Below are 24,316 nucleotides of genomic sequence, written 5' to 3'. Positions count from 1 at the left end.
CTAGAGCACCTGGGCGACAGGAACGGCGACGACGTCAGTCGGTGTCCGGGACGTAGGTCAGGTTGAGAACCCCGGTCTGGAACGTCTGGGACTCGACCAGCTTGAGCGGGTGGGTCGGGGTGTCCTCGAACAGCCGCTGACCACGGCCGACGACGATCGGGTGGACCAGCAGCTTCAGCTCGTCGAGCAGCCCGTTCGCGAGAAGCCACCGCACGGTCGTCGCGGAGCCGGACATCTGGATGTCGCCGTCGAGCCGCTCCTTGAGTTCGCGAAGCCCGGCCGCGACGTCGCCGCCGATGACCGTGGTGTTGTTCCAGTCGGCCTTCTCCAGGGTGCTCGACACGACGTACTTGGGGGCGGCGTTGAAAAGCGCGGCGATCTCCTGGTCCTGGTCGGTCGTGGTCCAGTAGGCCGACGACTCCTCGTACAGCTTGCGGCCCATCAGCATCGCCGCCTGGCTCTGCAGGCCCGCCTGGACCACGGCGCCCATCTCGTCGTTCCAGTACGGGAAGTGCCACTGGTCCGGCGACTCCACCACGCCGTCCAGCGAGATGAAGAAGTTAGAAATGATCTTCGCCATGACTCTGCTCCTCTGTCGTTCGGATCGACAGTGGAGACTAGGTGCGAAGGGACGCTCAGGTCTTGTACAGAAGCGACAGCGGCTCCGACGGGTCGCTCAGCCGCGTGGCGGTCCGCCCGATGTAGCGCGAGAGCGACCGCGCCAGGTGTGGCTGGTCGAAGTATCCGAGCCGGTCGATCACGTCGGGGATCGGCACCTCCTCCTGGATGAGGACGGCCGCCCGCCTGGCCCGGTCGATCTGCCGGATGGCGCCGCGGGTGAGCCCGGTGGCCGCCACGAACCGCCGCTGGATCGTGCGCTCGGACAGGTCCGGCGACGCGCCGCGGAGCACCTCGGCGACGATCGGGTCGCGCTCCAGCACGCCCTCACGGACCATCCGCCGTACGAACGACTCCGCGTTGTCGTAACCGGGAAGATGCCAGGCGGACCCCTTCAGCCAGAACGACCTGCGCGTCACCTCGGGGATCTCCACGTCGAGGTCGACGAGCCGGTGGAAGGGCAGGTGCGGCATCAACGTGCCGGCGGAGAAGACGATCCCGAAGAACGTGGCGTCCTCGGGCACCGGAGCCCGGCTCGCCCGCGTCTCCGGCCCCCGGACCGAGACGCTGACCCGGCCGCGTTCCTCCCAGAGGACCAGCTCCCCGTGGGCCGTGGCCACCGACGTCATCCGTTCGAGCCCGTCGCCGCTGCTGCTGCGCCACACCCGCTCGATGTACGGCGAATCGGACGGCCGGCTCTCGACCTCCAGACCCATCCGCGTCGACCTCCTCCCGGGGCAGCCGCTTCCACAGTACGACGTCACGGATCCCGCACAGCCGCACACCGTGGTCGCCGCCTGGTCGAGGAGTACGGTGTGCGGGCTTCACGTTCCACCCCAGCGTCCCCGTTCACTCGTCCTCGCCGCCGACCCGGCGGAACGCGCCCGGCAGGCCGCGCGGGGCGCGGCGCGGCAGCGGCCCCGCGCCGGGGTCCTCGCGCAGCTCCTTCACCAGCGCCAGGCAGAGCAGGAGCATGACGATCATGAACGGCAGCGCGACCACGATCGTCGCCTGCTGCAGCGCCGTCAGGCCGCCGGCCAGCAGCAGCGCCAGCGCGACCACCCCGACCAGCACGCCCCACATCACCACCAGGAGCCGGGAGGGATCGAGCGAGCCCCGGGCGGAGAGCGACCCGAGCACCAGAGAGGCCGAGTCCGCGCTGGTCACGAAGTAGAGCCCGACCAGCACCACCACGAGCACGGTGGAGAGCAGGGCGAGCGGCAGCTGGTCGAGGAGGGCGAACAACGCCGCCTCGGCGCCTTGCGCGATCTCCGCCGTGAAGTCCGCCGTACCCGACAGTTGCATCCAGACGGCGCTGCCGCCGCTGATCGAGAACCACAGCAGGCTGGCGCCGGACGGGACGAGCAGCACGCCGATGACGAACTCGCGGATGGTGCGGCCCCGGGAGATCCGGGCGATGAAGGCGCCCACGAACGGCGCCCAGGACATCCACCACGCCCAGTAGAAGAGAGTCCAGGTGCCGAGCCAGGCCTTGTCGACGAACACGCCCGTACGGGACGACAGCGCGAGCAGGTCGTTCAGGTAGCCGCCGAGCGAGGCGGGGATCAGGTTGAGTATCGCCACGGTCGGGCCGAACAGGAAGATGAACACCGCCAGCACGGCCACCAGGTAGACGTTGACCGTGCTGAGCACGCGCACGCCGCGGTGCACCCCGGTGAACGCCGAGAGGACGAACGCGCCCGTCAGCACGACGATGACGGCCACCTCCAGCCGCCGCCCGCTGATCCCGAGCAGCTCGTTCAGGCCGTACTCCACCTGGAGCGCCCCCAGGCCCAGGCTGGTCGCGGTGCCGAAGGCCGTGGCCAGGATCGCCAGCAGATCCAGCGCCCGCCCCACCATCGGCCTGGACCGTCCGCCGAACAGCGGGGTGAACGCCTCGCTGAACCGGTTGCCCCGTCCCATGCGGAAGGTGGAGTAGGCCAGCGCCATGCCGGTGACGGCGTAGATGGCCCACGGGTGCAGGGCCCAGTGGAACAGGGAGTACTCCATCGCCGTCCGCGCGGCCAGGGGCGAGCCCGCCTCGATGCCCAGGCCGGGCGGCGGGCTGAGCATGTGCGTGATCGGCTCGCCGACGCCGTAGAACATCAGCCCGATGCCCATCCCGGAGCTGAACATCATCGCCGTCCAGGCCAGGTTGCTGAACTCCGGGACGTCGTCATCCTTGCCGAGCCGGATCCGCCCGTACCGGCTGAGCGCGAGCACCACTGCCAGGATCAGGAAGAAGTCGGCGGCCACCACGAACAACCAGCCGAAGTTGCCCACCACCCAGCCGAGCGCGGCGTCCCCGGCCACGGTGAGGGACTCGGTGAAGACCGCCCCCCACAGGACCACCGCCAGCAGCAACCCGACGGCGACGGCCAGCAGCGGGAGATCGGGCCTCTGCCGGCGCATCATACCTCCAGGATCACTACTCTCGGTGAGACCAGTAATCCCCTCCGTCAATACCCCTAACCCCGCTCCACCCCCGCCCGGAGACCCCGCCTATCCTGCACGCGTGCTGATCACAGACGAGGAAGTGGCCGTCAAGGCGGCGCAGGCGGGAGCGGCCGTCGTGGCGGCCCGATACGGCGCGCCGCTGGCGCGCTTCCCGAAATCCGGGGGCGACTTCGCCACCTCCGCCGACCTCGAAGCGGAGCAGGCCATCCTGGACGTCATCCGTACGGCTCGGCCGGACGATTCCGTCACCGGTGAGGAAAGCGGCCGCACGGGTTCAGGAGCCGCGGAGCGCATGTGGCTGGTCGACCCCCTGTGCGGCACGCTGAACTACGCCGCGCGGAACATGCTGGTGGCGGTGAACGTCGCCCTGCGGGTGGGCCCGGACATCACGGTGGCGGCCTCGTCCGATCCGTTCGCCGGCGAAGTCTTCTGGACGGACGGCGCTCACGCGTACCTCCGCCACGACGGCGCGGACGAGCGGCTCACACCGTCGCCCGACACGCGCCTGGTCGACGTCAACCTCGACCCGCCGTTCCCCAATGACCCGGCCTTCCGGGCTGTGCGGCTGCTCGCCGAGCCCGCGTTCGCCGAGCGGTTCCGCCCCCGCGTCGTCTCCACGACCCTCGCCGTGGCCTGGGTCGCCGCCGGCCGGCGAGCCGCGTACGTCACCGACGGCCATCTCCAGGACAGCGTCCACTTCGCCGCCGGGATCGCGCTGTGCCGGGCCGCCGGATGCGTGGTGACCGACCTGCACGGCCGGCCGCCCCACACCGGCGCCGGCGGCCTGGTCGCGGCCGCCGACGAAGAGACACACGCCGCCTTGCTGGAACTGATCGCCACCCAGTTCACTGCCCATACGCGGGCCTTCTCACTGGGCGATCATCCTGAAGTCTGAGCGTGGCTGCAAAGAGGAGAGTCCTTTGGCGACCAGATGGAGTCTGACGATTGACTGCGCGCAGCCGGCGAAGCTGGCGAGGTTCTGGGCCCTTGCCTTGGGATATGTCGAGAAGCCGCCCCCGGCGGGCTTCGACAGCTGGGAGGAGTGGTTCGCGCATCACGACGTCCCGGAGGAGGAGTGGGATGAGGGCGCCTATCTGTCCGATCCCGACGGGGTAGGTCCTGACTTGTCCTTCCTGCAGGTGCCGGAGTCGAAGGTGGTCAAGAACCGGCTTCACCTCGACGTACAGGTCGGCGGAGGCCGCGGCACGCCCTGGGAGGTGCGGTGGCCGCGTGTGGTCGAGGCGGTCGAGCGGTTGACCGCCGCGGGCGCGACGGTGATCCGCCAGGACGACCTGCGGGAAAGACCGGATCACGTGGTGATGGCCGACCCTGAGGGAAACGAGTTCTGCCTGGTGTGACGCGCTCTCGTCGTGCCTCCGCCCGTGAGAGGCGAAGAGGACTTCCCGCCTGTCAGGAATCTCGTACGGGAGTAGCGTGGCCCGCCATGACCGACTTCGTCTCCCTTCCCTTCTATGACCTGTTCCACGAGAACGAGCACGGGGTCGAGATCCGCCGGAAACTGCCTTCGCTTCTCTCAGGCGTACGGCGGAGCATCCTGGAGATCGGTGCGGGAACCGGCCTGATCACCACGTCGCTGGCCGACTCGACACCGGCCGAGATCTTCGCCCTGGAGCCCTCGGCAGGCATGCGCGGGATGCTGCTGTCACGGCTGAACGCGCGCGCGGAACTGCTGGAACGCGTGACCGTGCTCTCCTGTGACGCGCTGAGCCTGGACCTGGACGAGCCGGTCGAGGCCATGGTGATGATCAGAGTGATGTACGCCCTGGAACCGGACTATCGCCGGCGCCTCTGGCCGGTGCTGGCGGCACATCTGGAGCCGGGTGGCCTGCTGATCTTCACCTGGCGCGACGGCGGCCCTCCGGCCCCGTCTCCCCTCCGGGAGCTGGAGTCACGCCAGGTGGGCCGGCACACCTACACGGTCCTGTCGGAGATCATCGAGTCCAGCGGGGAAGCCTGCAAGGCCCGTTACCTCTACCGGGTCACCGAGGGCGACAAGGTGCTCAGCGAGGAGGAGATCGTCGGCAACGCCTACCGTCCTGGGCGGGAGGTGATCCAGGAAGAGCTGGTCACGGCGGGTTTCGCGCAAGCGGACGCGCCTGAGGGGCTCCTCGCCTGGCGGCTCGCCTGAGTCGGGCGGGACACGACATGGCTGCCGGGCTCAGGTCCGGCAGCTTCTCCTCCGTCGGGCGGGCCTCAGAGCTTGTACAGCTTGTTGAACGGTGTAGTGATCCGCTCCTGGCGCGATCCGAAATCGACGAACACGGCGATCTCGTCTTCCACGGCGATGACGACGCCGAGACCGTACCGATCGTGGGTCACTCGGTCGTCCACGCTGAACCGCTCGACAGGCGGGGCGGGAGGCCGGGGCTTGAAGGGACTTGTGGGCAGGTGGCGATGGGACGCACCGCTGGCTGGCTTCATCCCCTCCAGTATGTGCCGCCCGTGAGAATGCTCGCCACCCGGGACTGAAATCGTCCAAAATGATCAAGATCTTCCCGGTGCTCGATACGCTGGCCGTCATGAGCACAGGTGGGGCGTCTCTGCGGCTGGAGGACGTGACGGCGGCGCTGGAGACGGCTCTGACCGCCCTGGGAGCCGGCCCGACATACCGCGTGGGCGGCACGAGTGCCGCTCTGCTGCAAGGTGTCCGGCTTCCCGCCGGGGATGTCGATCTCCTGGTGGCTCGGCGGGAGGACGTGGACACGTTCGCCGCCGCTCTGTCGTCCTTTCCCTGCCTGTACGCGGCATCCTGGCTCCCGGGAGCCTCGCAGTACTTCACCAGGTACGAGGTCGACGGGGTCCAGGTGGAGATCAGCACGGTCGAGCATGAGACCGACTCCGACGTGATGGAGTGCATCGGCAGCGGCCCGTGGCAGCACTACGTATTGGTCGACTGTGGCTCGCATCGCGTTCCCGTGGTGCGCCTGGAACTGCGGCTGGCCACCGAGCTCCTGCGCGACCGGGCCGACCGGTACGAACCCCTCATCGACCACATGGCGCGGCGGGGCTTCGACCCCGACCTCCTGGAGCGGGCCATGACGGCTCGCGGTCTGTCTCCGGAACGACGGCGCCTGGTCAACGACCGCCTCACCCGTTGACGCGGGGAGCCGGGGTAGTGCCGGGGCTACCCGGAAGGCTCGCCCTTCCGCCAATGTGCGACGAGGGCGCCACCGCTTGGATCGACGGCATGACAACCGCATTCCCCGGTCGCTGGGTCGAGGCGGCAGGGCTTCTCCTCGGGCCGCTTCTGATGCTCGTCGGCGTCCTCCTCCGCGTGGACGCGGACGGCTTCTTCCCCGCGCAGCTCGCCGCCTTCGCCACGAGCCCGGGCCGGATCAACCTGTCGTACAGCGCCTTCGTCGCCGGGAACGTCCTGCTGTGGCCCGCGGTCATCGCCCTGGTCCGGCGGGTGTGGGTGACGCAGCCGCGATGGGCGTTGTGGGGCGGCGTGCTGGTCCTGCTCGGCCTGTTCGCCTGGACCTTCCACGCCGGGGTCGACCATCTCGCCTTCCAGCTCGTCGACTTCCAGGGCCTGCGGACGGCTCAGCAGGCCGTCGCCGCCTCCTACGGCGCCTTCCACGTGTTCCACGCCCCGTCCTTCGCGATCTTCTTCGGCTGGATCGTGCTGGCCGTGGGGACGTGGCGGGCGCGCGTGCTGGGGATCACCGGACCATGGGCACCGCGGCGGTGCTCGTGGGCATGGCCGGTTGAGCGGGGCGGCTACCGCCCGGCCACCGACACGCTCTCCACGCGGCTCGGGCGAAGGCCCCGCGCCAGCCCGACCAGCCCGGCGGCCATCAGCGCGCTCACCACGAGTTTGGGCGCCAGGCCGCTGGAGACGGCCTCGAGCACCATGCCGGCGGTGAGGACGAGCGGCACCCACAGGGACACGAGGCGTGCTCGCCACGCGCCGAAGGCCAGGATCAGGAGCCCGATCAGCCAGCCCAGGATCCAGACCAGGAACGACGCCACCACCAGCGGGTCGTTGTCAAGGGCGTCGACCACCGGCCGGGCCGCGTCCGCCGTCACTCCCCCTCCGGCGAGGGCCCCGAAGAAGGCGTTGTAGTACCACAGGTGGACCGCCGAGAAGTAGAGAGCGGGAACGACGAAGGCCCCGCCGACGGTGGCGACCAGGCGCTTACGGCGGCCGACCGCCACGATCAGACCCGCCATCGCGGGCAGGAGCAGCAGGTGCGCCAGCGCGAAGAGGAGCGTCTCCACCCGCCAGGCGCCGAGGGCGGAAGCGGCCACGTCCGCGTTCGCCGCGGTCTCGGACACCTCGTCCGGGAACATCGCCCAGTAGAAGGCGCCGGCCGCGCTGTAGAGAACACCGCCGCCCGCCATCGCGACCGCCGCGAAACGCGAGCCGTACGGTCTGGTGGTCTGGTCATCCATCGACATCTCCTGTCATGATCCGGCCGACGACGCAGAGGCTAGGAGCGCCGTACCGCCCAGGTCGTCGGCCGGGACGTTGAACCACGGGTTGATTCCGCGGGACGCCGATCAACCCGTGGGTTGATGCCAGGCGGCGGGCGGTTCACATACGCTCCCGGCCATGGGATGGCTCCGGGGCTTGGGGCGGCGTGACCTCGTGACTGTCGCCGCGGGTCTGGCGCTGTTCGGGTTCGGCCTGGCCGAGCTCTACGTGCCGCTCGCCCCGTACGTCGAGGGCGACGGTCCCAGCCCCACCGAGTTGTCCGGCGGCTGGATGGCCGTGCTGACCGTGCTGCTCGCCGGCTACTGCCTCGCGGTCGCCGCCTGCGGCACCTACCCACGGGCCGCGGTGGTCCTGGCCGGGGCCTGCTTCGTCGCGCAGAGCCTCACGCCGCTCCTTCCCCGAATCGCCGGTCACGCCGCTCGCGGCGTTGGTCGTCGTCTGCTTCGCGTGCGTCGCGGTGGGCGGCCGCCACGGGCCGGTGATCGCCGCCGTCTCCTACTTCCTCGCGGCCGGGATCGAGACCACGATCGCGGACGACCCCGACTGGGCCTTCATCGTCTTCGTCGCGCTCGCCGTCATGGGACCGGCCTACGCCGTACGCATGCGGCGTGCCGAGGCCGAACGCCTGGTCGCGCTCGCCGCCGAACGGGAGGCCGCCGCCCGCACCGACGAGCGGCTCCGGGTGGCCCGCGAGCTGCACGACATCGTCTCGCACGGCGTCGCCATGATGGTGCTGCAGGCCGGAGCCGCCCAGGCCGTGCTCGACTCCGACGTCCGGCAGGCCCATGAGTCACTGGACGCGGTGCAGGACGTCGGTCGTGACGTCGTCACCGAGTTGCGCCGCCTGCTCGTCGTCCTCCGGGCTGAGGGGAGTCTGGAGCGGCTGCCCTCGTTACGGCACCTCGATCCGCTCCTGAGCGGAGTCCGGGCCGCCGGCGTGCGGGTCGACGTCACCGCCGACGGCGACCTCGGCAGGGTTCCCGCGGCCGTCGACGTCAGCGGCTACCGGGTGCTGCAGGAGGCCCTCACCAACGTGGTCAAACACGCCCCGGGGGCCGCGGTCTCCGTCGCGATCGAGGTCGGACACACCGATCTCAGGATCCACGTCGTCGACGACGGCCCCCGGATCGTCCGCCGGAGCGACGGCAGTGGTCTCGGGGTGACGGGGATCAGCGAGCGTGTCGAGCTCTTCGGAGGCACGGCCACCACCGGTCCGGGGAAGGGCGGCGGGTTCGAGGTGCGGGTGGAGCTGCCCTTGAGCGGAAGCTCCACGCCGTCGCGTACGGGAGCGTCGGTGTGACGCGCGTCCTCATCGCGGACGACGAGGTGCTCGTACGCACCGGCCTGCGGATGATCCTCGGCACCCAGCCCGGCATCGAGGTGGTCGCGGAGGCCGCGGACGGCGAGGAGGCGCTGAGACTGACTGCCCGGCACGAGCCGGACGTCGTGCTGATGGACATCCACATGCCGAGGCTCGACGGCGTGGCCGCGACGGAGCGGATCCTCGCGGACCGCCCCGACCGCCGCGTCGTCATGCTGACCACGTTCGACCTCGACGAGTACGTCTACCGGTCGTTACGCGCAGGCGCCTGCGGTTTCCTGCTCAAGACCACTCCGCCGAAGGAGCTGGCGGGCGCGCTGCACGCCGTCGTCCGTGGAGACACGCTGCTCTCACCCGAGATCACCCGCCGTCTGATCGACCACTACACCTCCTTGGCGCCACCGGTCAGCGCTCCTGGCCTGACCGACCTGACCGCCCGGGAGGCCGAGGTGCTGCGGTTGCTGGCTCGGGGACTCTCCAACCGGGAGATCTCCGGTGAGCTGCATCTCGGCGAGGCGACCGTGAAGACGCACATCAACCGCATCTTCGCCAAACTCGGCGTGCGGGACCGCGTGCAGGCGGTGGTGCTCGCGTACGAGGTCGGCGTGGTGCTGCCCCGGCGCGCGGCGCGCGAGTGGTGAGGCGACGTCAGGCGCGCTTGCGTGCTGTGAGGAGGAGATACTCCCATTCCATCACCGCTTTCTCCTCACCTCGCAGATGGTCGCGGGCCAGCTCGGTGAGAGCGTGGTCCAGGGCGGCGACCCGTTCGGGGTCCCCGGCCATCCCCCGGTAGGCGGCGATGGTCGGGCCGTAGTTGGCCTTGAAGTAGTCGAGGAACGCGCCGGGGTGAGCGAACCGGTCGACCGTGACCAGCTGCCGGCGCGCGACGACCTCGGTGACCGCGTCCCCGAGCAGCGCACGGACGTGGTCCTCGTCGCCCCACAGCGGAGGGGGTTGCGCGCCGGGCGGAGGCGGGGCCACGAACGGTTTCATCGTCGCGAACATCTGGCCGATGAACCCCTCCGGCGTCCAGTTGAGCAGGCCGATCGTGCCTCCCGGGCGGCAGACCCGGACCAGCTCGTCGGCACTGGCCTGGTGGTGGGGAGCGAACATGACCCCGACACAGGACACGACCGTGTCGAACTCGCCGTCCGCGAACGGCAGGGCCTCCGCGTCGGCCTGCCGCCACTCGACCTCCGCGCCGCGCCGCGCCGCCAGGGCCCGTCCGGCCTCCAGCAGTTCGGGGGTCAGGTCGCCGGCCACCACGCTCGCCCCGGCCAGCGCGGCGGGAATGGCGGCGTTGCCGGACCCGGCGGCCACGTCCAGCACCCGGTCCCCGGGCCCCACCCCGCAGGCCTCGGTCAGGATCGCGCCCAGGTCGGGGATGACCTCGGCGGCGACCGCGGCGTAGTCGCCCTGCGCCCACATGGCGCGGTGCTTGGCCTTCAGGGCACGGTCGGCCTCTGTCGGGTCGCTCGGGACGGTCATCGCACTGCTCCCTCGTCGTGATCGGTGGACTGGAATCGACGGTAAGGAGGGGCGGATGCGCTATCTAGTACACGATCTGTACCGGCATCCGGCTGCCACTGGCATTCGTGGCGGCCGAATCTAGACTCCGGGACATGGGCTCCTCCTACCACCAGTTCTGTCCCGTGGCCAAGGCCGTCGAACTGCTCGACGAACGCTGGACCCTGCTCGTCATCCGGGAGCTGGTGTGCGGGACCGAGCGTTTCAACGAGCTGCGCCGCGGACTGCCGCGCATGTCCCCCACGCTGCTGTCCCGGCGGCTGCACCAGCTCACCCAGGCAGGCATCGTGGAGAGGCACGTCAAGGACAACGACGTGCGATACGTCCTGACCCAGGCCGGCCACGAGCTGCGCCCCGTGGTCGAGGCACTCGCCGCCTGGGGCATCCGCTGGATCGGAGAGCTGGGCGACGAGGACCTGGACCCGAAGCTGCTGCTGTGGGACATGCACCGCAACGTCGACCGGACCGCCGTTCCGGACGGGCGGACGGTCATCGAGTTCCGGTTCCCGGACGTGCCGTCCAACAGTCGCCGCTGGTGGCTCGTGATCACCAGTGACGAGGTCGACGTCTGCGACACGGACCCCGGCCACGCCGTGACCGTGACGGTGACCGCCGATGTGCGCAGCATGGTCGAGGTCTGGCGCGGCAACCTGAGCTGGCCGGACGCCCTGCGCCTCCAGGCGGTCGAGGTGCAGGGTCCCGAGGCGCTACGCCGCGCCGTGCCCCGGTGGTTCACCCTCCCCGAGTGGGCCTCCGTGCCCCGTCCTGCCTAGCGCCGGTGTCGCGTGGAACTCATCTTCGCCCCTGCAGCAGTTCCAGACGACGCTTGTACTCGTCGACGTCGACCTCTCCTCGGGCGAGCCGCTCGGCGAGCACGTCCTCGGGCCGCAGCGATCCCTGCCGGTTCCACGGCATCCCCGTGTTCCGGGAGCCGCCGATGTAGCGGACCAGCGCCACAATCGCAGTGATGATCAGCGCCCAGATCAAGATCATGGTGATGCCCCCGACCAACCAGGAGCCGGCCCCGTAATCCCACATCATGTCCCCCGACCCTCCTCCCAGGAGGTTCCTCCCTTTCAACATGCCACGACGGCGAGGCTGATCGGTAGGGCCGTCGGCAGCACCCCTGCAGAAAAATCCAGTGGACTCCAAATATAGAGTCAGCTTAAAATTTCCCCACTCGCCGAGGAGATCGGCGCGTCCCTCACCGCCCCGCGTGGTGGCCTGGCAGATCGGCGCCCTGCACTCACTCGTGTACACGGAGATCGGCCGGCGCACGGCCATCGGGAAGGAGCCCGACACCATCGCCGCGGCCGTCCTCGGCATCCTCGACGCGGCCGAGGAACTGCTCGGCGGCCACATCCTCACCTACGCCGTCAGGAAGGACCCACAGTGTTCAGAGTGATCGTCTCCGGCAAGTTCGGCGATCTCGACGAGACCGGCCGCGCCGCCGTACTCGCCGCGTCCGAGGTGGGCTTCACCGAGCGGGGCGCCTTCACCCACGACGGCACCCTGTCCGCGTTCACCTTCCGCTGCCAGGTGCCGGCCGGGCCGGACGACGGCGAGCACGACGCCACCCGGCGCGCCCTCGCGGCGCTCGACGCCTACAGTCAGGCGTACGACGTCCTGCGTGTCGCGGTGACCGACATGCGCGACATCAAGATGCGCCGACGTCCCGCACGATGACCACTGTCCTACCAGCTGAGTATCTTCGAACGCCCGGTTGGGGCAGGCAGCCGGTCCCGTAGCACCTGCGCGCCCAGCGGGACCAGGGCCACACAGAGCAGGCCGGTCACCAGGACGTCGGGGATGGATGCGCCCTTCAGCACGCCCATCCAGGTGCCTCCTGCCAGCAGCAGCATCGTGGCCCGGGCGGTGCCGAAGAGGCCTGAGCGCCAGGCGGCGACGGCCAAGAGGAGCGAGCCCGCGTACTGGCCGACCGAGGCCCAGACCGGGATCCGCCACGGCCCGTAGGAGATGTCGACGTACTCCTTCATGATCGCATTCGTCGCCTGGTCCAGCCCGATGACCTCGGTGAGCTGGAAGGCGGTCTGGTCGGCGCCGGCGAAGTACAGGCGGGAGAAAAGCCCGGCGACCAGCAGGGCGGCGCCCCAGAAGGCGAGGCCGCCACCGACCCGCTGAGCCAGCGCGACGAAGGCGGGGAAGAGCAGCACCGCTCCCAGCGCGAAGACCGCGTAAGCGAGGGTGAGAAGGGCGGGTTCGGAGGTGTATGCGAGGAGTTGACCGTAGGCGGCGAACGGCTGCGCCTCGGCCCACCCCTGCTGCTGAGGGGTGAGGGCGGTGACTGTGCTCAGGTAACGCAGCAGATATCCGGCGCACATGACCACCGGCCCCAAGACGAGTGTCACACCGCCGATCCACCGTCCGGGAAAGAGCGTTTTCACGGGGGCGAGCCTGTCAGAGACGGGCCGGGCGATCACTCTGTCGATCGTCGATCAACAACCCTGACGAAAGTCATGTCGTACATGCACGCTGGTGGCGGAGTGCGTGGACCCGCTGTGCGAACTCCTATGGAAGATCGCACCAGCTGCGAATCTCCTCTGCCAAGCCTGCAAGCGACTCGAGCGGCGATTCGGTCTCCGTCCAAGGGGGAGCGAGGTCGGTGAGCGTGTAGCGGGGAACCACGTGGATGTGGAAATGGAAGACGCTCTGCCAGGCGGTTTCGCCGCTGGCGTGCCAGAGGTTGATGCCAGGTGCGCCAAGAGCCTGAGTTAGCCGGCGAGAGACATGAACGGCGGTTCGCATGACCTGCGCTGCCTCATCGGGTGATATCTCTGAAAGGTCCGTGTGATGTTTTCTCGGTACGACCAGGCTATGGCCTTTGGTGACCTGGGCGATGTCGAGAAACGCAATGGCGTGATCGTCTTCATGGATTGTCTGTGAGGGTTCGTCTCCTGCGACGATTCTGCAGAAGACACAGGCGTTCGCGGTCATATCAGATGTCCTCTTAGTCGCGGCCATATACCGATCATGAAGTATCGCTGTGAGGCAAGTCGGTATCCGGCCGGCACTCCGGCGACGCGTAACCCGTGACCCTGGCTTGCTCGGCTTGTCCCGGTCGATGGCGGGCGGGATGATCTCAGCCCTCGGCCGTAGCTCATGTCCGGCGCGGTGATCATCTGGAGCGCCCCTACCTGAGACAAGAGTGACCGACCGCACTTCGCAAGCGAAAGCACTTCATGGTCCACTCGGGGGATGTCGGCGATCGTCACATCTATCATCGCGGTCACTGGGACCCTCTTGGGTTCTTTGATGACTTACCTGCTCCAGCGGCGTTCCATCGAAAGATCGGAGCGGTTCGCTCGAACCGAGCGGCTTCGGGGTGAGCAGATCAAGATCTACAGCGACTTCGCGCGTATGGTTCTGGACTTCCGGAGAGCTCAACGGAGGGCCTGGGCTGAGCGAGCCAAGGACAAGAACAGCGAAGCCTTTCGTACGGCGGAGGACGAGGTCTTGCGCGCACGCGCGGCGGGGTGGACGGCTCTGTATCAGGTAGAGCTGATCACAGAGGATGCCGAGATCAGACGACTCGCGAACCGTGCCATGGAGTTGGCCGGGAGCATGAACAAGGCCGAATCTACGGATGCGGTGAAGGCCTTGACTCCGGAAGTCCGTGCGGCGGTGGAAAGCTTCGTCCGTACAGCGGGCGTCATCGTGCGGAAGGTATGAGTACGTGGCTCGCGCGGGCGCTTGGTCGCTCTCCTGACGGGCACGTAGCGGCCGCGGGAGGCCGCTCCCGCGTCACGACGGTGCCCGGTGGGCTGTGGCACGAGGCCCAGGCCGTCGATCGCCCTCGACCCTGTGCGGTGATCAGGCGATGGTGAGGGTGGTGCGGTCCGGTGCTGTAGCTGTATAGGTGGCTTGATGTTGTCGTGGGGTGGAGGCATGTTCCGTGATCAAGACGCTGTGTCCTCGGGACTACAACGAGGCAATCCAGGTGGGCCACTTCTTCCGCACCGGCACTCCTGTCGTGATGGACCTCACCAAGCTGCCCGACAGCGAGGCCAAGCAGTTCGTGGACTTCGCCGCCGGCCTGGTGTTCGGCAGGCGCGGGGACATGGAACGTCTTTCCCCCAAGGTCTTTCTGCTGGCGCCTTACGGAATGATCGCGCGGTCCTCTGATGAAGAGGGAGAGTAGGCAGGCGGCGTGGTCCCAGAACGGCGAGGGACTCGGTGCGGCGGCGCCGAAACCGAGATCGGGCGCACAGTGGACGTGGAAGCCTGAGGATCCGGCCCTCGGAAGCGTATTGGTCATCGACGGCCGGTCGGTGACCAACAGGACCTTCCCCATCTTGAACGAGCCGATCAGGTTCGCAGCCGTGCCGGCTGGCGGAGGACGGCGCGTCTACTGAAAGAACGAAGGGCCTGACAGGACGCCCCAAGGCGCTGAACTGGGCGGAAAGCCGGTCCTGAGTGGCCGCGGGTACCCCTTAATGGCTCGCTCATGGCCCAGCGATCAGGAGTCCGGATCGCCATCCCAGGGGGTCGGGGGCATAAGTGCCAGAGCCTGGCAGGCCAGAACTCTCAGGCGCTGCCATGTGGGATGGCTTTGCAGCCCCTCGGCGCTCCATGGCGCCGGGCCTTCCTCTGTCAGCTCGGCGGTGAGCCGATCGATCTCGGCGAGAAGTCGTGACAGTTCGTCTCTGATCCACCCGGCTTCCCTGGGCATCCACGACACCCGGTACGCGTGATCGTAATCCAGGGCCAGTTCATCAGGGTGCATCACGGATCCGAGCCAGGCGATCTGATCGGGGGCAGACCAGGCCAGATGTCCCAGAGCGTCCCGCAGGAGTCTCCAGGCTCCCCTGAGCATCGCCTCGTCCTCGTTGGGGGGCGGCATGGGCCCATCCTGCCGCGCGACGCGCGCTCACCGCCCGCCTGATCACCCCGTCTGCCGTCGACCTGCCCGAAGGAGAAGCGGGGCAGGGCCATGCAGCGATCATCCCGGACCCGGGGTCCCTCACCGAAGGCGCGTTCTGGAGGGATGATGAGTGCTGTGCCTGACCTGCCGTGGGATTCGGTGGGTGGCGAGCCGATGGAGCTCACTTCGGCTGCTGACGTGGCCGTGGCTGCCTATGCCGACGGAGTGCCTGAGCTGAGAGTCTGTCTGGCCCTCGACATGCTGGTCATCTTCCGCATGTACCGAACCGAGTCGATCGACTTCGACGTCGATCTCAGAGAGTTGCAGGGGCAGGAGCGGCTGGACGTCCTCGTGGATTTCTTCTGCCTGCTCGGACGGCGTCTCGGGAAGTCCGTGTTGATGAGTGCGGAGGGATCTCCCGACCATCCGGATCTCGGGTTCGATGTCGACGCTGACCGGGTGGTGCTGATGTAGATCCGATTGATCCGAGCGGGCGGTAGCAACTGTTGAGGGGCTTGATCGAAAGCCAGGTCGGGAACCCATCTGGCTTTTCGCGTTGAGAGCGGGCGACGGGAATCGAACCCGCGCTGTGTCCACTCGGAGCGCGACGCTGCCGAAGTAGAGCTCCTTCATGTGCACGCGAGAAGCCGTACCTGTCACGGTGTGAAACAGAGCCGAGGGCGTGAGTCTGATCCGCCCGGCCTGGTTTCCGCCGGTTGATCGCCAGACGAAGAGGGGTGGCGCACCATGAAGACGTCCACCTCGTCCTCGGTCTCGGCCGTGAACCCGTGTCGCTCGTACAACTGGCGGGCCGAACTGCCCTGCAGCACGTTCAACCGAACCACGGCGCCTTCGCGGTCGCACCACTCCAACAGCCTGCTCAGAACGGCAGTGCCGATGCCCCTGCCCTGCGAATCCGGGTCCAGGTAGAAGTGCTCCAGCCAGTAAGTGTCCTTGGCCGGCCGCAGCGCCACACAGCCGGCCGACGCGCCATCCACCTCGATCATCCAGGTGTGCGCTGGGGTGAACCCATCCCGCAACCGCTGTCGTACACGTTGTTCGTCGTACCGCCCGAGCCGCTCGAGATCCGGCCTCAGCACCACGGCCCGCAACTCGGCCACCATCTCGACGTCCGCCACCGAAGCCGACCGAATCTCCCAGCCCACCATGATCGTGATGTTATCGCCCCGGTTCCTGCCGACCCGGGCCCCTCCTCCTGAGCGAACCGCACAGTTGATCGTTTTGTCGATGGGCCCAATGGCACGCAGTGGCACACAAAGATCAACAGCCCTGGAAGAATCGAAGCCCAGGTCCCGAATTCCTCGGTCGACCTGGGCTGCCACGATGAGAGCGGGTGACGGGAATCGAACCCGCGCTGTCAGCTTGGGAACCGCATCGATCATGGCCCGATGAGGCACCGAGCTGGGCGACGAGTCGGTCCTGAGCGACCGGGGTTGCCCCCTCCTCACCCCTCTTGATGGCCCGCTAATGGCCCGGCGATCAACCCGCGACCTGATGTTGCTCACGTGACGCGCGCATCCCGCCCATCTGAGATCATCCCGCCTGCCCTCGATCCCACCCGAAGTGGAAGCATGCCAAGGCCCCGGGTAAGGGATGATCTCGCTGTGGGCTTCGGGACATACGCCAGGCGCGTTCGCGACCGTGACCTTCCATTCGGGAGGCGCTTCCGCGCGCTGAGGGCCGCAGCCGGCTGCTACCACCCAATCGGCTTCAACGCGACCTGGTCCTACCTGACCACGGCAGGCAACCTTCGACGCGATGAGTTGGCCCTGATCCGGGCGCTGGACATGCTGGAACTCAGCCGGAACGCCTGGCTCGCGGAGATCGACGCCTTCGCCGACCGCCGCCGCCTCGAAAAGCGAAAGCATCGCCGTAGTCCCTTGGCACCGGAGGTGCGATACCTGCATGGATGGAGATGGCCCGGACCAGAAGGGCATCGGGTGATGTTCCGAGAGGTCGGCGTCCTATGGGCCCAGCATGGACTCGTCCCATTCCCTGACGTAGCGATCTCAGAGAGGGACAACCTCGTCGAGTTGAACGCTACCCTTGCCAACTGCGTATCGACCTACCTCCGCAACAAGGGCATGGCCGACTCAGCACACAGGGCTACTCTCCTCAGGTGCCGGCGTAAAATCTGCTGGCATCTGCGTCACCTGGGCCATCCCTCTCCATTCCACGATGCCTTCGACTACCATCGCCGCCTGCTCAAGGTAACGGAACTGCTGATCAACGATGCGTTCCCGTTCACCGCTGAGACGCAGGACAAGGGCTAGTTTCAGCACCGCGCTCAGGCTGCGAAACTGCCCAAATGGCAGGGTAATGCACGACGATCAGCCCGTGACCTGGTGTTCTGGCGTAATGCGCGTGTCTTCCATCGATCGGCAACTCGGCACCCGAGACGAAGACGGCGACGAGGGCGAGGCGGGCCGCTACTCCCGAGAGGGGTGATCAAGAGCTAATGGCTGTTCATAGCCCACAAAGATCGACCAGACCGAGGCAAGATCAAAGCCCGGGTCCCGAATCCCTCGGTCGACCTGGGCTTTCACGATGAGAGCGGGTGACGGGAATCGAACCCGCGCTGTCAGCTTGGGAACTGCACGGACCACCGCACGTGAGGGCCCTGAGCTGGGCGGAAACCGGGTCGCGAGTGACCGTGGTTGACTCCTCGTTGCCCTGTCTAATTGCACGCTAATTGCACGGCGATCAGTCCCTGGACTGGGGTTTTCGCCGCCGCACGCGCACTCTGCCTTCTGATCATCCCGGTGCCGGAGTGCCCCTGCCGAGGGCATCTATGGCACCCTGCTCAGCATGGTGATGAGGGAGCAGGCCCCGGAGAACCAGATCAGGTTGGAGGTGCGGCCGGCGCTTGGGGACGTGGAGCTGAACGAGTTGTTCGACGCGTCGTGGCCTGATCATCGTCCTGCTTCGTTCTCGGGGATGCTGGCCCACAGTCTCTGCTGGGTGGCCGCATACCGTGAGGGGGCGCTGGTGGGATTCGTCAACGTGGCCACCGATGGTGGTATCCATGCCTTCATCCTCGACACCACGGTGCACCCCCGAGTTCGTCGACAGGGGGTGGGCGTGCTATTAGTGCAGCGTGCCGCTCAGGAGGCACGCTCACGTGGCGCCAGCTGGTTGCACGTCGACTATGAGCCACACCTCGAAGAGTTCTATGCGCGATGCGGGTTCCGGCCAACTGCTGCCGGGCTCATGCAACTTTGATCATTAGCGTCGTGGGCCAGCGGCGCGCTGTGAGGTCGGCGGGTTCATTGCCGCCGGAGGCACTATCTGTGGCGGGACAGCATCACCCTGGCAAGCCGGACGACAGTGGGCAGGAGGATCAACAGAACGGCCAAGCCAGCCCCGACGGCAAGCTCGGCGTCACTCCACAACTCGATCACAGGCTCATCGTGATCCGCCCTGCGAGGTTAGCCGTGAAAGAGCCCTGAAATCCTGCAGAGGCGCGTGCGTACGCGAGAACGATCTACCAGGCAACAGCAACCGCGCCCTCAGACGAGAAGCCGAGAGAAGAGGGTGGCACGCGGGGGGCTCGGGGGTCGTCCCCCCGACCAGCACAAGAGCCCCGCCGAAGCCGACGCGAAGGGGCGGCGAGCAGGGCTCTCCGAGAGAGCGGGTGACGGGAATCGAACCCGCGCTGTCAGCTTGGGAACTCTTTCAAGATAATGTGCTCTGAGCAGGGGAAACGCTGACCTGGACAGATGCCGGTCGAGTGACCGTGATTCCCCGCGAGTCTCCCTTAGTCACCCTCCTGACGGGCACGCAACGGGCACGTGGGGGGACGGGGAGCCTCTCCTTCCTCGTCGTGCTCAGGCGACAGGTTCGGCTCTTTCAGACACCGGATCGGCTTCCCGACTTCTCAACCACGCCTTCCATTGGCTTACTTTGGGCTTGGGCGCCTCAGGGTGGTCTAACAACCACAGGAGGTACCGGGCTCGTAAGCGGAAACCCTCATCAGGATCATCGGCGATCTCAAGCAGGAGACGACGTAACCGCAATCCGCCAACCGCCCTGGCCAGTACGGCATATCCCTCATCTTCACAACGGTGCTCACGCCGTACGGCAAGGCAAATCAAGTCAACCAGCTGATCGATCAGCTCAGTCGCCAGATATGGCACGGCCCTGGCCAGATCGTGTAATTGACCGTGTTTTGTCCCCCAGCTCTTGGCAGAGGCCATCCACTCGTCCGGGTATCGGGCCTCCCACTCCAGATAGAGCAGGACATATTTCAGTCCGCCCCAATCGGCGTAGGACTCAGCGGGAATGAACTCCCACAAAGCATCTGGCAGCGTTCTCCGTCGCTCTGCGACGTATCGGCCTCCTGCCTGATCAGCGGCCGACAACCCCTCATCTCGCCAGACCTCATTGAAGGCATACAACGCCTTACTACGGCGATCTTGAGTAACCCTCAGTCGGCCACGCGCCCGCTCGCGCCGAACAGGATCCTCCGAGATCAACTCGAACGTCCACCCCAAGCACCGATCCCACTCCTCAGCCGATTCCATGATCCCATTATCTGAGCCGCAGGCGGTTCGGACTACCTTCGCCGGAAGTTCCTGCTTCTCGATGTAACGGCGCTCAACGTGGACATGGTCCTCGGCGACGGCGCACGCGACCGGGGCGCGCTGGCCGATCACATCTCCCCCGTCCCGGAGCTGGGGGCGGGAGTCGGATACGTGCGGCTGGAAACCTCGCCTGAGCCGATCCGCGTCCGTGCTGCGTACGTCTCCGACTCCGAAATCCGCGCCATGGCCGATGCCTTCGGGAGGGCGGCATGAGGGTCTGCTTCCACGGCACCGCCGACGAACTCGACCTGGTGGCGGGCCGAAGCAGAGCGGGCGCTCTGGAACATGGCTCGCGATGGCAAGGCGGACTCCGATCAAGACCGCCGGTTCCGCGCCATGGTCCTGCTGGCTACGTTCGCGAGTCTCCGCTGGGGAGAAGTGAGCGCGCTACGCCGGATGGATGTGGATCTCGCGGCCAGGACCGTTCGCGTACGCGTCGCGTTCGCGGAGCGCTCATCGGGCGGGCTGCTCCTCGGGCCGCCCAAGTCCAAGGCGGGCAGGCGAACCGTTGGCCTTCCCGAGAGCATCATCCCGATCCTCAAAGAGCACATGGCCACCTACGTCCAGGACGAGCCGGGCGCGCTCGTGTTCCCCGGCGCGAAGGGCGGCCCTATCCGCCGAAGCGGCTTCAACACCCGTACGCGCTGGGTCGACGTGGTTAAGGACATGGGACTGTCCGGACTGCATTTCCATGATCTCCGTCACACGGGAAACATGCTGGCGGCGGCGTCAGGGGCCGGCCTCAAGGACCTGATGGCGCGCATGGGTCACGACAACGTCAGAGCGGCCATGATCTACCAGCACGCGGTGAGAGGCGCCGACAAAGTGATCACGGACGCCATCGACCAACAGCTCAAGCAGCGCGACGAGGGCGACGACGGCGCGCTCGCTCCCGTGGGCTAATTGCACGCTAATTGCACGGAAGATCGACAACAGGTCCGTAAACGATCAAAGCCAGGTCGGGAACCCATCCCTGACCTGGCTTTTCACTTCGAGAGCGGGTGACGGGAATCGAACCCGCGCTGTCAGCTTGGGAAGCTGATGTTCTGCCATTGAACTACACCCGCGTCGCGGCCCGAAGCCGCGACCAACACTCTAGCGGAAAGCCGACCCACTTGACCAAGCAGAGCCGTCTGACTTCGCCAGGACACACCGGGTAGGTTGCTCATCGTGCTGCTATCTGATCGCGACATCCTTGCCGAGATCGACGCCGGCCGCCTGGCGCTGAGCCCGTTCCACCGGGACATGGTCCAGCCGTCCAGCATCGACGTCCGGCTTGACCGCTTTTTCCGGGTGTTTGAGAACCACAGGTATCCGCACATCGATCCCTCGATGGAGCAGCCGGATCTGACGCGGCTGGTCGAGCCTGACGGGGACGAGCCGTTCATCCTGCATCCGGGCGAGTTCGTGCTCGCCTCGACATACGAAGTGATCACGTTGCCCGACGATCTGGCTTCCAGGCTGGAGGGCAAGAGTTCGCTGGGGCGGCTCGGGTTGCTGACGCACTCGACGGCCGGGTTCATCGATCCGGGGTTCACCGGTCACGTCACGCTTGAGCTGTCCAACGTGGCCACGTTGCCGATCAAGTTGTGGCCGGGGATGAAGATCGGGCAGTTGTGTGTGTTCCGGTTGAGTTCGCCGGCGGAGTTCCCGTACGGGTCGGAGAGGTACGGGTCGCGCTACCAAGGGCAGCGCGGGCCGACGCCGTCGCGGTCGTTCCAGAGCTTTCACCGCACAGAGGTGTAGTACCCGGCTGCGCGGCTATGGGGCGTTGGAAGTACTCTTGCCCCGGTGTCGTACAGCATACGGAGGGTAGCGCCTAGGAGAAGGGGACATGAAGTTCGCATTTCACCTGGTAAGCCTTACCCTTTCCACGGACCATCCCCGCACATCTGGAGAACGACGTGCGCCTGCGGCTCACGCCACGTGAGGACAGCTACTATGACCTGTTCGCCGACTCGGCGAACAACCTGGTCACCGCATCACGCTTGCTCGTAGAGATCATCAGCGACGGATCGGATCGGGAGTCCCTGGCCGAGAAGATGCGGGCCTGCGAGCACGCCGGCGACGAACGCACCCATGCGATCATGAACCGGCTCAACGAGAGTTTCATCACTCCGTTCGACCGCGAGGACATCTACCGTCTCGCTTCCAACCTCGACGATGTGATGGACGCCATGGAAGCGGCGTCCGACCTCATCGTGCTCTACCAGATCGACCATCTCCCCAAAGACGTGGTCCGTCAGGTCGAGGTGCTGGAGCGGGCGGCGGAGCTCACGGCGGAGGCGATGCCCCGACTGCGGTCGATGAAGAACCTCAACGAGTACTGGATCGAGGTCAACCGCCTGGAGAACCAGGGCGACCAGATCTACCGCCGGCTGCTGGCCAAGCTGTTCGGCGGTGAGTACGACGCGCTCACGGTCATGAAGATGAAGGAGGTCATCGACGCCCTCGAAGAGGCGGCCGATGCCTTCGAGCACGTCGCCAACACCGTCGAATCCATCGCGGTCAAGGAAAGCTAGGGCCGGTGGACCTCACGCTCGCCCTAGTCATCGGCGTGGTCGTGATCGCGCTGATCTTCGACTACACCAATGGCTTCCACGACGCGGCGAACGCCATCGCCACGTCCGTCTCCACCCGCGCGCTGACCCCCAGGGCGGCGCTGTTCATGGCCGCGGCGATGAACTTCATCGGCGCCCACCTGGGAACGCAGGTCGCCCAGACGGTCGGCAAAGGGATCATTGACGCACCTCAGGGCTCTCACGGCCTGGTGATCGTGGCGGCGGGCCTGATCGGCGCCATCACCTGGAACATGATCACCTGGTATTTCGGTCTTCCTTCCTCCTCCAGTCACGCGCTCATCGGCGGCCTGATCGGCTCGGCGCTCGCGTCCGCCAGCGTGGTCCACTGGGACGGCGTGGTGGAGAAGGTCGTCATCCCCATGATCCTGTCGCCGCTCGTGGGTTTCACGCTCGCGGCGTCGATCATGATCGCAATCTACTGGATCTTCCGCAACGCGCAACCCGGCAAGGCGAACCGCGGGTTCCGCTACGCGCAGACGGTCTCGGCCGCGGCGATGGCGCTCGGCCACGGATTGCAGGACGCGCAGAAGACCATGGGCGTCATCTTCCTGTCGCTGGTGGTCGGCGGCTACGTGGCGCCGACCGACGACATCCCCCAGTGGGTCATCCTGGCCGCCGCCGCGGCGATCTCGCTGGGCACGTACGCGGGCGGCTGGCGCATCATGCGCACGCTGGGCCGTCGCATCATCGCGCTCGACCCGCCGCAGGGTTTCGCCGCCGAGGCGGCGGCGTCCACGGTCCTGTACGGTGCCGCGATCGGGTTCGGGGCGCCGATCTCGACCACGCACACGATCACCTCGGCGATCATGGGCGTGGGCTCGACCAAGCGGCTGTCGGCCGTGCGGTGGGGAGTGGCGGGCAACATCGTGACCGCCTGGGTCCTTACGATCCCGGCTGCGGCTCTGGTCGCGGCGCTGTCGTACTACGCGCTTCACTGGGCGGTGGAGTAGCGGCGTACATGACGTCGACGTCCCAGCGGGCGAACCCGAGCGACTCGTACAGGCGGATGGCCGCCGTGTTGGTCTCGTCCACGTAGAGCATGGCCTGGGCGAGGCCGCGCGAGCGCAGGTGGGCCAGGCCGGTCAGGGTGAGTGACCTGCCCAGGCCGGTGCCCTGCTGGGACGGGTCCACGCCGACCACGTAGACCTCGCCGAGCGGCTCGTGGCCGTGCTCGTCGGAGCCGTGGATCTTCGTCCAGTGGAAGCCGACGAGCCGGTCGCCGCGGAAGGCGAGGAAGAATCCCTCGGGGTCGAACCACGGCTCGCGCTCGCGTCGCAGCAGGTCGTCGAGCTCCCAGGCGCCCTGCTCGGGGTGCTGGGCGAAGGAGGCGGCGTTCACCTTGAGCCACGCCTCCTCGTCCCTGCCGGGCAGGAACGTGCGGACCGTGACGCCCTCGGGCACGGTGGGGTCGGCGATCGGGGCGTACAGGGAGCGGCGCATCTGCCACAGCGACCGGGCGCGCACGAAGCCCAGCGACGCGCCCAGCGCCTCCGCGCCGGGGTGGCCGCCGTGCGCCCACAGCCGCAGCCTGCCGCCGGTCAGGTCGAGCACGGCGCGCAGCAGCTCCTTGCCGTGGCCGCGGCCCCGGTGCGCGGGGTGGACGACCAGCTCGCCGCTGGGGCCCTCCACCTCGTCGGTGGGGTCGACGTGGGCGTATCCGACGAGCTCGTCCGCGTAGAGCAGCAGCGAGCGGGCGCGGGGGTCGCCGCCGTAGCGCAGATGCAGCATCACGTGCTCGTTGAGCGGGCGGACGCGGTCGGCTTCCGTGGCCGCTTCCACGACACTCAAGACATCGGCGATTTCTTGGTCGTCCAGCCGTTCTCTGATCCTCACGTGCGTACTCACAGCTCGAACTCTAGGCGTACA

At 67.4% G+C, this 24,316-nt stretch carries 31 protein-coding genes, 1 tRNA gene and 2 pseudogenes; 19 read left to right on the top strand and 15 right to left on the bottom strand.

What is annotated here, in order from left to right; translation table 11 throughout:
* Positions 1 to 34: 34 nt before the first annotated feature.
* The 3 genes from AB0K05_RS28080 to AB0K05_RS28070 all read right to left on the bottom strand — a co-directional run bounded on the left by AB0K05_RS28080 (position 35) and on the right by AB0K05_RS28070 (position 3,033).
* A complete protein-coding gene (locus AB0K05_RS28080; protein WP_148036617.1) occupies positions 35 to 580 on the bottom strand; it encodes a dihydrofolate reductase family protein in 546 nt (181 codons plus the stop codon).
* A gap of 55 nt (positions 581 to 635) precedes the next feature.
* Entirely contained in the window at positions 636 to 1,334 is a 699-nt protein-coding gene (locus AB0K05_RS28075; RefSeq protein WP_148036616.1) for a helix-turn-helix domain-containing protein, read from the bottom strand.
* 133 nt (positions 1,335 to 1,467) lie between these two features.
* Positions 1,468 to 3,033: a BCCT family transporter gene (locus AB0K05_RS28070; protein WP_271275189.1), complete on the bottom strand. Its 1,566-nt coding sequence runs from the start codon at positions 3,031 to 3,033 to the stop codon at positions 1,468 to 1,470.
* A gap of 100 nt (positions 3,034 to 3,133) precedes the next feature.
* On the opposite strand from AB0K05_RS28070, the gene AB0K05_RS28065 reads away from it, so the two are divergent.
* From AB0K05_RS28065 to AB0K05_RS28055, 3 genes are all read left to right on the top strand, one after another.
* Positions 3,134 to 3,970, top strand: coding sequence for an inositol monophosphatase family protein (locus tag AB0K05_RS28065; RefSeq protein WP_271275188.1), 837 nt, complete (start codon positions 3,134 to 3,136; stop codon positions 3,968 to 3,970).
* A gap of 25 nt (positions 3,971 to 3,995) precedes the next feature.
* A complete protein-coding gene (locus AB0K05_RS28060) occupies positions 3,996 to 4,433 on the top strand; it encodes a VOC family protein (RefSeq protein ID WP_271275187.1) in 438 nt (145 codons plus the stop codon).
* 86 nt (positions 4,434 to 4,519) lie between these two features.
* A complete protein-coding gene (locus tag AB0K05_RS28055; RefSeq protein WP_271275186.1) occupies positions 4,520 to 5,224 on the top strand; it encodes a class I SAM-dependent methyltransferase in 705 nt (234 codons plus the stop codon).
* 65 nt (positions 5,225 to 5,289) lie between these two features.
* Here AB0K05_RS28055 and AB0K05_RS28050 read toward each other — a convergent pair whose 3' ends face one another.
* The gene (locus tag AB0K05_RS28050; RefSeq protein WP_148036611.1) at positions 5,290 to 5,517 is read right to left on the bottom strand and encodes a hypothetical protein; all 228 of its coding nucleotides are present in this window, start codon (positions 5,515 to 5,517) and stop codon (positions 5,290 to 5,292) included.
* A 59-nt stretch (positions 5,518 to 5,576) separates the two neighbouring features.
* On the opposite strand from AB0K05_RS28050, the gene AB0K05_RS28045 reads away from it, so the two are divergent.
* Positions 5,577 to 6,194, top strand: a complete 618-nt coding sequence (locus AB0K05_RS28045) for a hypothetical protein (RefSeq protein ID WP_364232941.1) — start codon at positions 5,577 to 5,579, stop codon at positions 6,192 to 6,194.
* Positions 6,195 to 6,220: 26 nt separating this feature from the next.
* Here the strand turns inward: AB0K05_RS28045 and AB0K05_RS28040 are convergent, their stop codons facing one another.
* On the bottom strand, positions 6,221 to 6,685 hold the full coding sequence (locus AB0K05_RS28040) for a hypothetical protein (RefSeq protein WP_364232938.1): 465 nt from the start codon (positions 6,683 to 6,685) through the stop codon (positions 6,221 to 6,223).
* Positions 6,686 to 6,816: 131 nt separating this feature from the next.
* Positions 6,817 to 7,491 carry a hypothetical protein gene (locus AB0K05_RS28035; protein WP_364232935.1) on the bottom strand — a complete coding sequence of 225 codons (675 nt, stop codon included), beginning with the start codon at positions 7,489 to 7,491 and terminating at the stop codon, positions 6,817 to 6,819.
* 470 nt (positions 7,492 to 7,961) lie between these two features.
* Between AB0K05_RS28035 and AB0K05_RS28030 the strand changes: the two genes are divergently transcribed.
* Together AB0K05_RS28030 and AB0K05_RS28025 are read left to right on the top strand one after the other, a co-directional pair.
* Positions 7,962 to 8,834 (top strand): sensor histidine kinase, encoded by an 873-nt coding sequence (locus AB0K05_RS28030; RefSeq protein ID WP_364232933.1) that lies wholly within the window; start codon positions 7,962 to 7,964, stop codon positions 8,832 to 8,834.
* Positions 8,831 to 9,496 (top strand): response regulator transcription factor, encoded by a 666-nt coding sequence (locus AB0K05_RS28025; RefSeq protein ID WP_271275181.1) that lies wholly within the window; start codon positions 8,831 to 8,833, stop codon positions 9,494 to 9,496. Before AB0K05_RS28030 ends, AB0K05_RS28025 begins: the two co-directional genes overlap by 4 nt.
* A 7-nt stretch (positions 9,497 to 9,503) precedes the next feature.
* Here AB0K05_RS28025 and AB0K05_RS28020 read toward each other — a convergent pair whose 3' ends face one another.
* Positions 9,504 to 10,343, bottom strand: a complete 840-nt coding sequence (locus AB0K05_RS28020; protein WP_271275180.1) for a class I SAM-dependent methyltransferase — start codon at positions 10,341 to 10,343, stop codon at positions 9,504 to 9,506.
* A gap of 134 nt (positions 10,344 to 10,477) precedes the next feature.
* On the opposite strand from AB0K05_RS28020, the gene AB0K05_RS28015 reads away from it, so the two are divergent.
* Positions 10,478 to 11,155, top strand: a complete 678-nt coding sequence (locus tag AB0K05_RS28015; RefSeq protein WP_271275179.1) for a helix-turn-helix domain-containing protein — start codon at positions 10,478 to 10,480, stop codon at positions 11,153 to 11,155.
* A 19-nt stretch (positions 11,156 to 11,174) separates the two neighbouring features.
* On the opposite strand, the gene AB0K05_RS28010 is transcribed toward AB0K05_RS28015, so the two are convergent.
* On the bottom strand, positions 11,175 to 11,423 hold the full coding sequence (locus AB0K05_RS28010; RefSeq protein WP_148036604.1) for an SHOCT domain-containing protein: 249 nt from the start codon (positions 11,421 to 11,423) through the stop codon (positions 11,175 to 11,177).
* A gap of 178 nt (positions 11,424 to 11,601) precedes the next feature.
* Between AB0K05_RS28010 and AB0K05_RS28005 the strand changes: the two genes are divergently transcribed.
* Positions 11,602 to 11,787: a hypothetical protein gene (locus AB0K05_RS28005; RefSeq protein WP_271275178.1), complete on the top strand. Its 186-nt coding sequence runs from the start codon at positions 11,602 to 11,604 to the stop codon at positions 11,785 to 11,787.
* Positions 11,775 to 12,068, top strand: a complete 294-nt coding sequence (locus AB0K05_RS28000) for a DUF6204 family protein (RefSeq protein ID WP_271275177.1) — start codon at positions 11,775 to 11,777, stop codon at positions 12,066 to 12,068. The genes AB0K05_RS28005 and AB0K05_RS28000 overlap by 13 nt, the downstream gene beginning before the upstream one ends.
* 8 nt (positions 12,069 to 12,076) lie before the next feature.
* On the opposite strand, the gene AB0K05_RS27995 is transcribed toward AB0K05_RS28000, so the two are convergent.
* Together AB0K05_RS27995 and AB0K05_RS27990 are read right to left on the bottom strand one after the other, a co-directional pair.
* The gene (locus AB0K05_RS27995; protein WP_364232927.1) at positions 12,077 to 12,751 is read right to left on the bottom strand and encodes a hypothetical protein; all 675 of its coding nucleotides are present in this window, start codon (positions 12,749 to 12,751) and stop codon (positions 12,077 to 12,079) included.
* 160 nt (positions 12,752 to 12,911) lie between these two features.
* Positions 12,912 to 13,337: an HIT family protein gene (locus tag AB0K05_RS27990; protein WP_364232925.1), complete on the bottom strand. Its 426-nt coding sequence runs from the start codon at positions 13,335 to 13,337 to the stop codon at positions 12,912 to 12,914.
* A gap of 261 nt (positions 13,338 to 13,598) precedes the next feature.
* On the opposite strand from AB0K05_RS27990, the gene AB0K05_RS27985 reads away from it, so the two are divergent.
* Entirely contained in the window at positions 13,599 to 14,072 is a 474-nt protein-coding gene (locus AB0K05_RS27985; protein ID WP_271275174.1) for a hypothetical protein, read from the top strand.
* 226 nt (positions 14,073 to 14,298) lie between these two features.
* Positions 14,299 to 14,499 (top strand): annotated as a pseudogene (locus tag AB0K05_RS27980) (cell division protein SepF); the annotation flags it as partial.
* Between the two features lie 360 nt (positions 14,500 to 14,859).
* Here the strand turns inward: AB0K05_RS27980 and AB0K05_RS27975 are convergent.
* Positions 14,860 to 15,243 (bottom strand): hypothetical protein, encoded by a 384-nt coding sequence (locus AB0K05_RS27975; RefSeq protein WP_271275172.1) that lies wholly within the window; start codon positions 15,241 to 15,243, stop codon positions 14,860 to 14,862.
* A gap of 156 nt (positions 15,244 to 15,399) precedes the next feature.
* On the opposite strand from AB0K05_RS27975, the gene AB0K05_RS27970 reads away from it, so the two are divergent.
* A complete protein-coding gene (locus AB0K05_RS27970) occupies positions 15,400 to 15,738 on the top strand; it encodes a hypothetical protein (RefSeq protein WP_364232922.1) in 339 nt (112 codons plus the stop codon).
* Positions 15,739 to 15,920: 182 nt separating this feature from the next.
* Here the strand turns inward: AB0K05_RS27970 and AB0K05_RS27965 are convergent, their stop codons facing one another.
* Entirely contained in the window at positions 15,921 to 16,433 is a 513-nt protein-coding gene (locus tag AB0K05_RS27965; RefSeq protein WP_364232919.1) for a GNAT family N-acetyltransferase, read from the bottom strand.
* A 456-nt stretch (positions 16,434 to 16,889) separates the two neighbouring features.
* Here AB0K05_RS27965 and AB0K05_RS27960 point away from each other — a divergent pair, with 456 nt between their 5' ends.
* Positions 16,890 to 17,558, top strand: coding sequence for a hypothetical protein (locus AB0K05_RS27960; RefSeq protein ID WP_271275169.1), 669 nt, complete (start codon positions 16,890 to 16,892; stop codon positions 17,556 to 17,558).
* A gap of 535 nt (positions 17,559 to 18,093) precedes the next feature.
* On the top strand, positions 18,094 to 18,507 hold the full coding sequence (locus tag AB0K05_RS27955; RefSeq protein WP_271275168.1) for a GNAT family N-acetyltransferase: 414 nt from the start codon (positions 18,094 to 18,096) through the stop codon (positions 18,505 to 18,507).
* 605 nt (positions 18,508 to 19,112) lie between these two features.
* Here the strand turns inward: AB0K05_RS27955 and AB0K05_RS27950 are convergent.
* A complete protein-coding gene (locus AB0K05_RS27950) occupies positions 19,113 to 19,940 on the bottom strand; it encodes a hypothetical protein (protein WP_364233199.1) in 828 nt (275 codons plus the stop codon).
* Between AB0K05_RS27950 and AB0K05_RS27945 the strand changes: the two are divergent.
* Together AB0K05_RS27945 and AB0K05_RS27940 are read left to right on the top strand one after the other, a co-directional pair.
* A pseudogene (locus AB0K05_RS27945) lies at positions 19,887 to 20,081 on the top strand (cell division protein FtsK); the annotation flags it as partial. The gene AB0K05_RS27950 and the pseudogene AB0K05_RS27945 overlap by 54 nt on opposite strands.
* A 72-nt stretch (positions 20,082 to 20,153) precedes the next feature.
* Positions 20,154 to 20,771 carry a site-specific integrase gene (locus AB0K05_RS27940; protein ID WP_271275166.1) on the top strand — a complete coding sequence of 206 codons (618 nt, stop codon included), beginning with the start codon at positions 20,154 to 20,156 and terminating at the stop codon, positions 20,769 to 20,771.
* A gap of 93 nt (positions 20,772 to 20,864) precedes the next feature.
* On the opposite strand, the gene AB0K05_RS27935 is transcribed toward AB0K05_RS27940, so the two are convergent.
* Positions 20,865 to 20,935: transfer RNA gene (locus tag AB0K05_RS27935), tRNA-Gly, on the bottom strand.
* A 103-nt stretch (positions 20,936 to 21,038) separates the two neighbouring features.
* On the opposite strand from AB0K05_RS27935, the gene dcd reads away from it, so the two are divergent.
* The 3 genes from dcd to AB0K05_RS27920 all read left to right on the top strand — a co-directional run bounded on the left by dcd (position 21,039) and on the right by AB0K05_RS27920 (position 23,400).
* On the top strand, positions 21,039 to 21,614 hold the full coding sequence (dcd, locus tag AB0K05_RS27930; protein ID WP_148037269.1) for a dCTP deaminase: 576 nt from the start codon (positions 21,039 to 21,041) through the stop codon (positions 21,612 to 21,614).
* A 158-nt stretch (positions 21,615 to 21,772) separates the two neighbouring features.
* Positions 21,773 to 22,390, top strand: coding sequence for a DUF47 family protein (locus tag AB0K05_RS27925; RefSeq protein WP_148036594.1), 618 nt, complete (start codon positions 21,773 to 21,775; stop codon positions 22,388 to 22,390).
* A gap of 5 nt (positions 22,391 to 22,395) precedes the next feature.
* Positions 22,396 to 23,400 (top strand): inorganic phosphate transporter, encoded by a 1,005-nt coding sequence (locus AB0K05_RS27920; protein WP_271275165.1) that lies wholly within the window; start codon positions 22,396 to 22,398, stop codon positions 23,398 to 23,400.
* Here AB0K05_RS27920 and mshD read toward each other — a convergent pair.
* Positions 23,333 to 24,295, bottom strand: coding sequence for a mycothiol synthase (mshD, locus tag AB0K05_RS27915; RefSeq protein WP_364232914.1), 963 nt, complete (start codon positions 24,293 to 24,295; stop codon positions 23,333 to 23,335). The genes AB0K05_RS27920 and mshD overlap by 68 nt on opposite strands.
* Between the last annotated feature and the right edge of the window lie 21 nt (positions 24,296 to 24,316).

Source organism: Nonomuraea sp. NPDC049486 (assembly GCF_040676925.1).
Lineage (GTDB): Bacteria > Actinomycetota > Actinomycetes > Streptosporangiales > Streptosporangiaceae > Nonomuraea > Nonomuraea ferruginea.
This window is presented reverse-complemented; position numbering and strand designations above follow the sequence as displayed.

Coding starts and splice junctions, on each gene's coding strand:
- AB0K05_RS28045 (WP_364232941.1), top strand. CDS start 5,577: ATGATCAAGATCTTCCCGGTGCTCGATACGCTGGCCGTCATGAGCACA.
- AB0K05_RS28035 (WP_364232935.1), bottom strand. CDS start 7,491: ATGGATGACCAGACCACCAGACCGTACGGCTCGCGTTTCGCGGCGGTC.
- AB0K05_RS27965 (WP_364232919.1), bottom strand. CDS start 16,433: ATGGTGGGCTGGGAGATTCGGTCGGCTTCGGTGGCGGACGTCGAGATG.
- AB0K05_RS27975 (WP_271275172.1), bottom strand. CDS start 15,243: ATGCCGCCCCCCAACGAGGACGAGGCGATGCTCAGGGGAGCCTGGAGA.
- AB0K05_RS28070 (WP_271275189.1), bottom strand. CDS start 3,033: ATGATGCGCCGGCAGAGGCCCGATCTCCCGCTGCTGGCCGTCGCCGTC.
- AB0K05_RS28055 (WP_271275186.1), top strand. CDS start 4,520: ATGACCGACTTCGTCTCCCTTCCCTTCTATGACCTGTTCCACGAGAAC.
- AB0K05_RS27985 (WP_271275174.1), top strand. CDS start 13,599: ATGTCGGCGATCGTCACATCTATCATCGCGGTCACTGGGACCCTCTTG.
- AB0K05_RS28050 (WP_148036611.1), bottom strand. CDS start 5,517: ATGAAGCCAGCCAGCGGTGCGTCCCATCGCCACCTGCCCACAAGTCCC.
- AB0K05_RS28075 (WP_148036616.1), bottom strand. CDS start 1,334: ATGGGTCTGGAGGTCGAGAGCCGGCCGTCCGATTCGCCGTACATCGAG.
- AB0K05_RS27955 (WP_271275168.1), top strand. CDS start 18,094: ATGGTGATGAGGGAGCAGGCCCCGGAGAACCAGATCAGGTTGGAGGTG.
- AB0K05_RS28080 (WP_148036617.1), bottom strand. CDS start 580: ATGGCGAAGATCATTTCTAACTTCTTCATCTCGCTGGACGGCGTGGTG.
- AB0K05_RS28010 (WP_148036604.1), bottom strand. CDS start 11,423: ATGATGTGGGATTACGGGGCCGGCTCCTGGTTGGTCGGGGGCATCACC.
- AB0K05_RS27990 (WP_364232925.1), bottom strand. CDS start 13,337: ATGACCGCGAACGCCTGTGTCTTCTGCAGAATCGTCGCAGGAGACGAA.
- AB0K05_RS27940 (WP_271275166.1), top strand. CDS start 20,154: ATGGCTCGCGATGGCAAGGCGGACTCCGATCAAGACCGCCGGTTCCGC.
- AB0K05_RS28020 (WP_271275180.1), bottom strand. CDS start 10,343: ATGACCGTCCCGAGCGACCCGACAGAGGCCGACCGTGCCCTGAAGGCC.
- AB0K05_RS28015 (WP_271275179.1), top strand. CDS start 10,478: ATGGGCTCCTCCTACCACCAGTTCTGTCCCGTGGCCAAGGCCGTCGAA.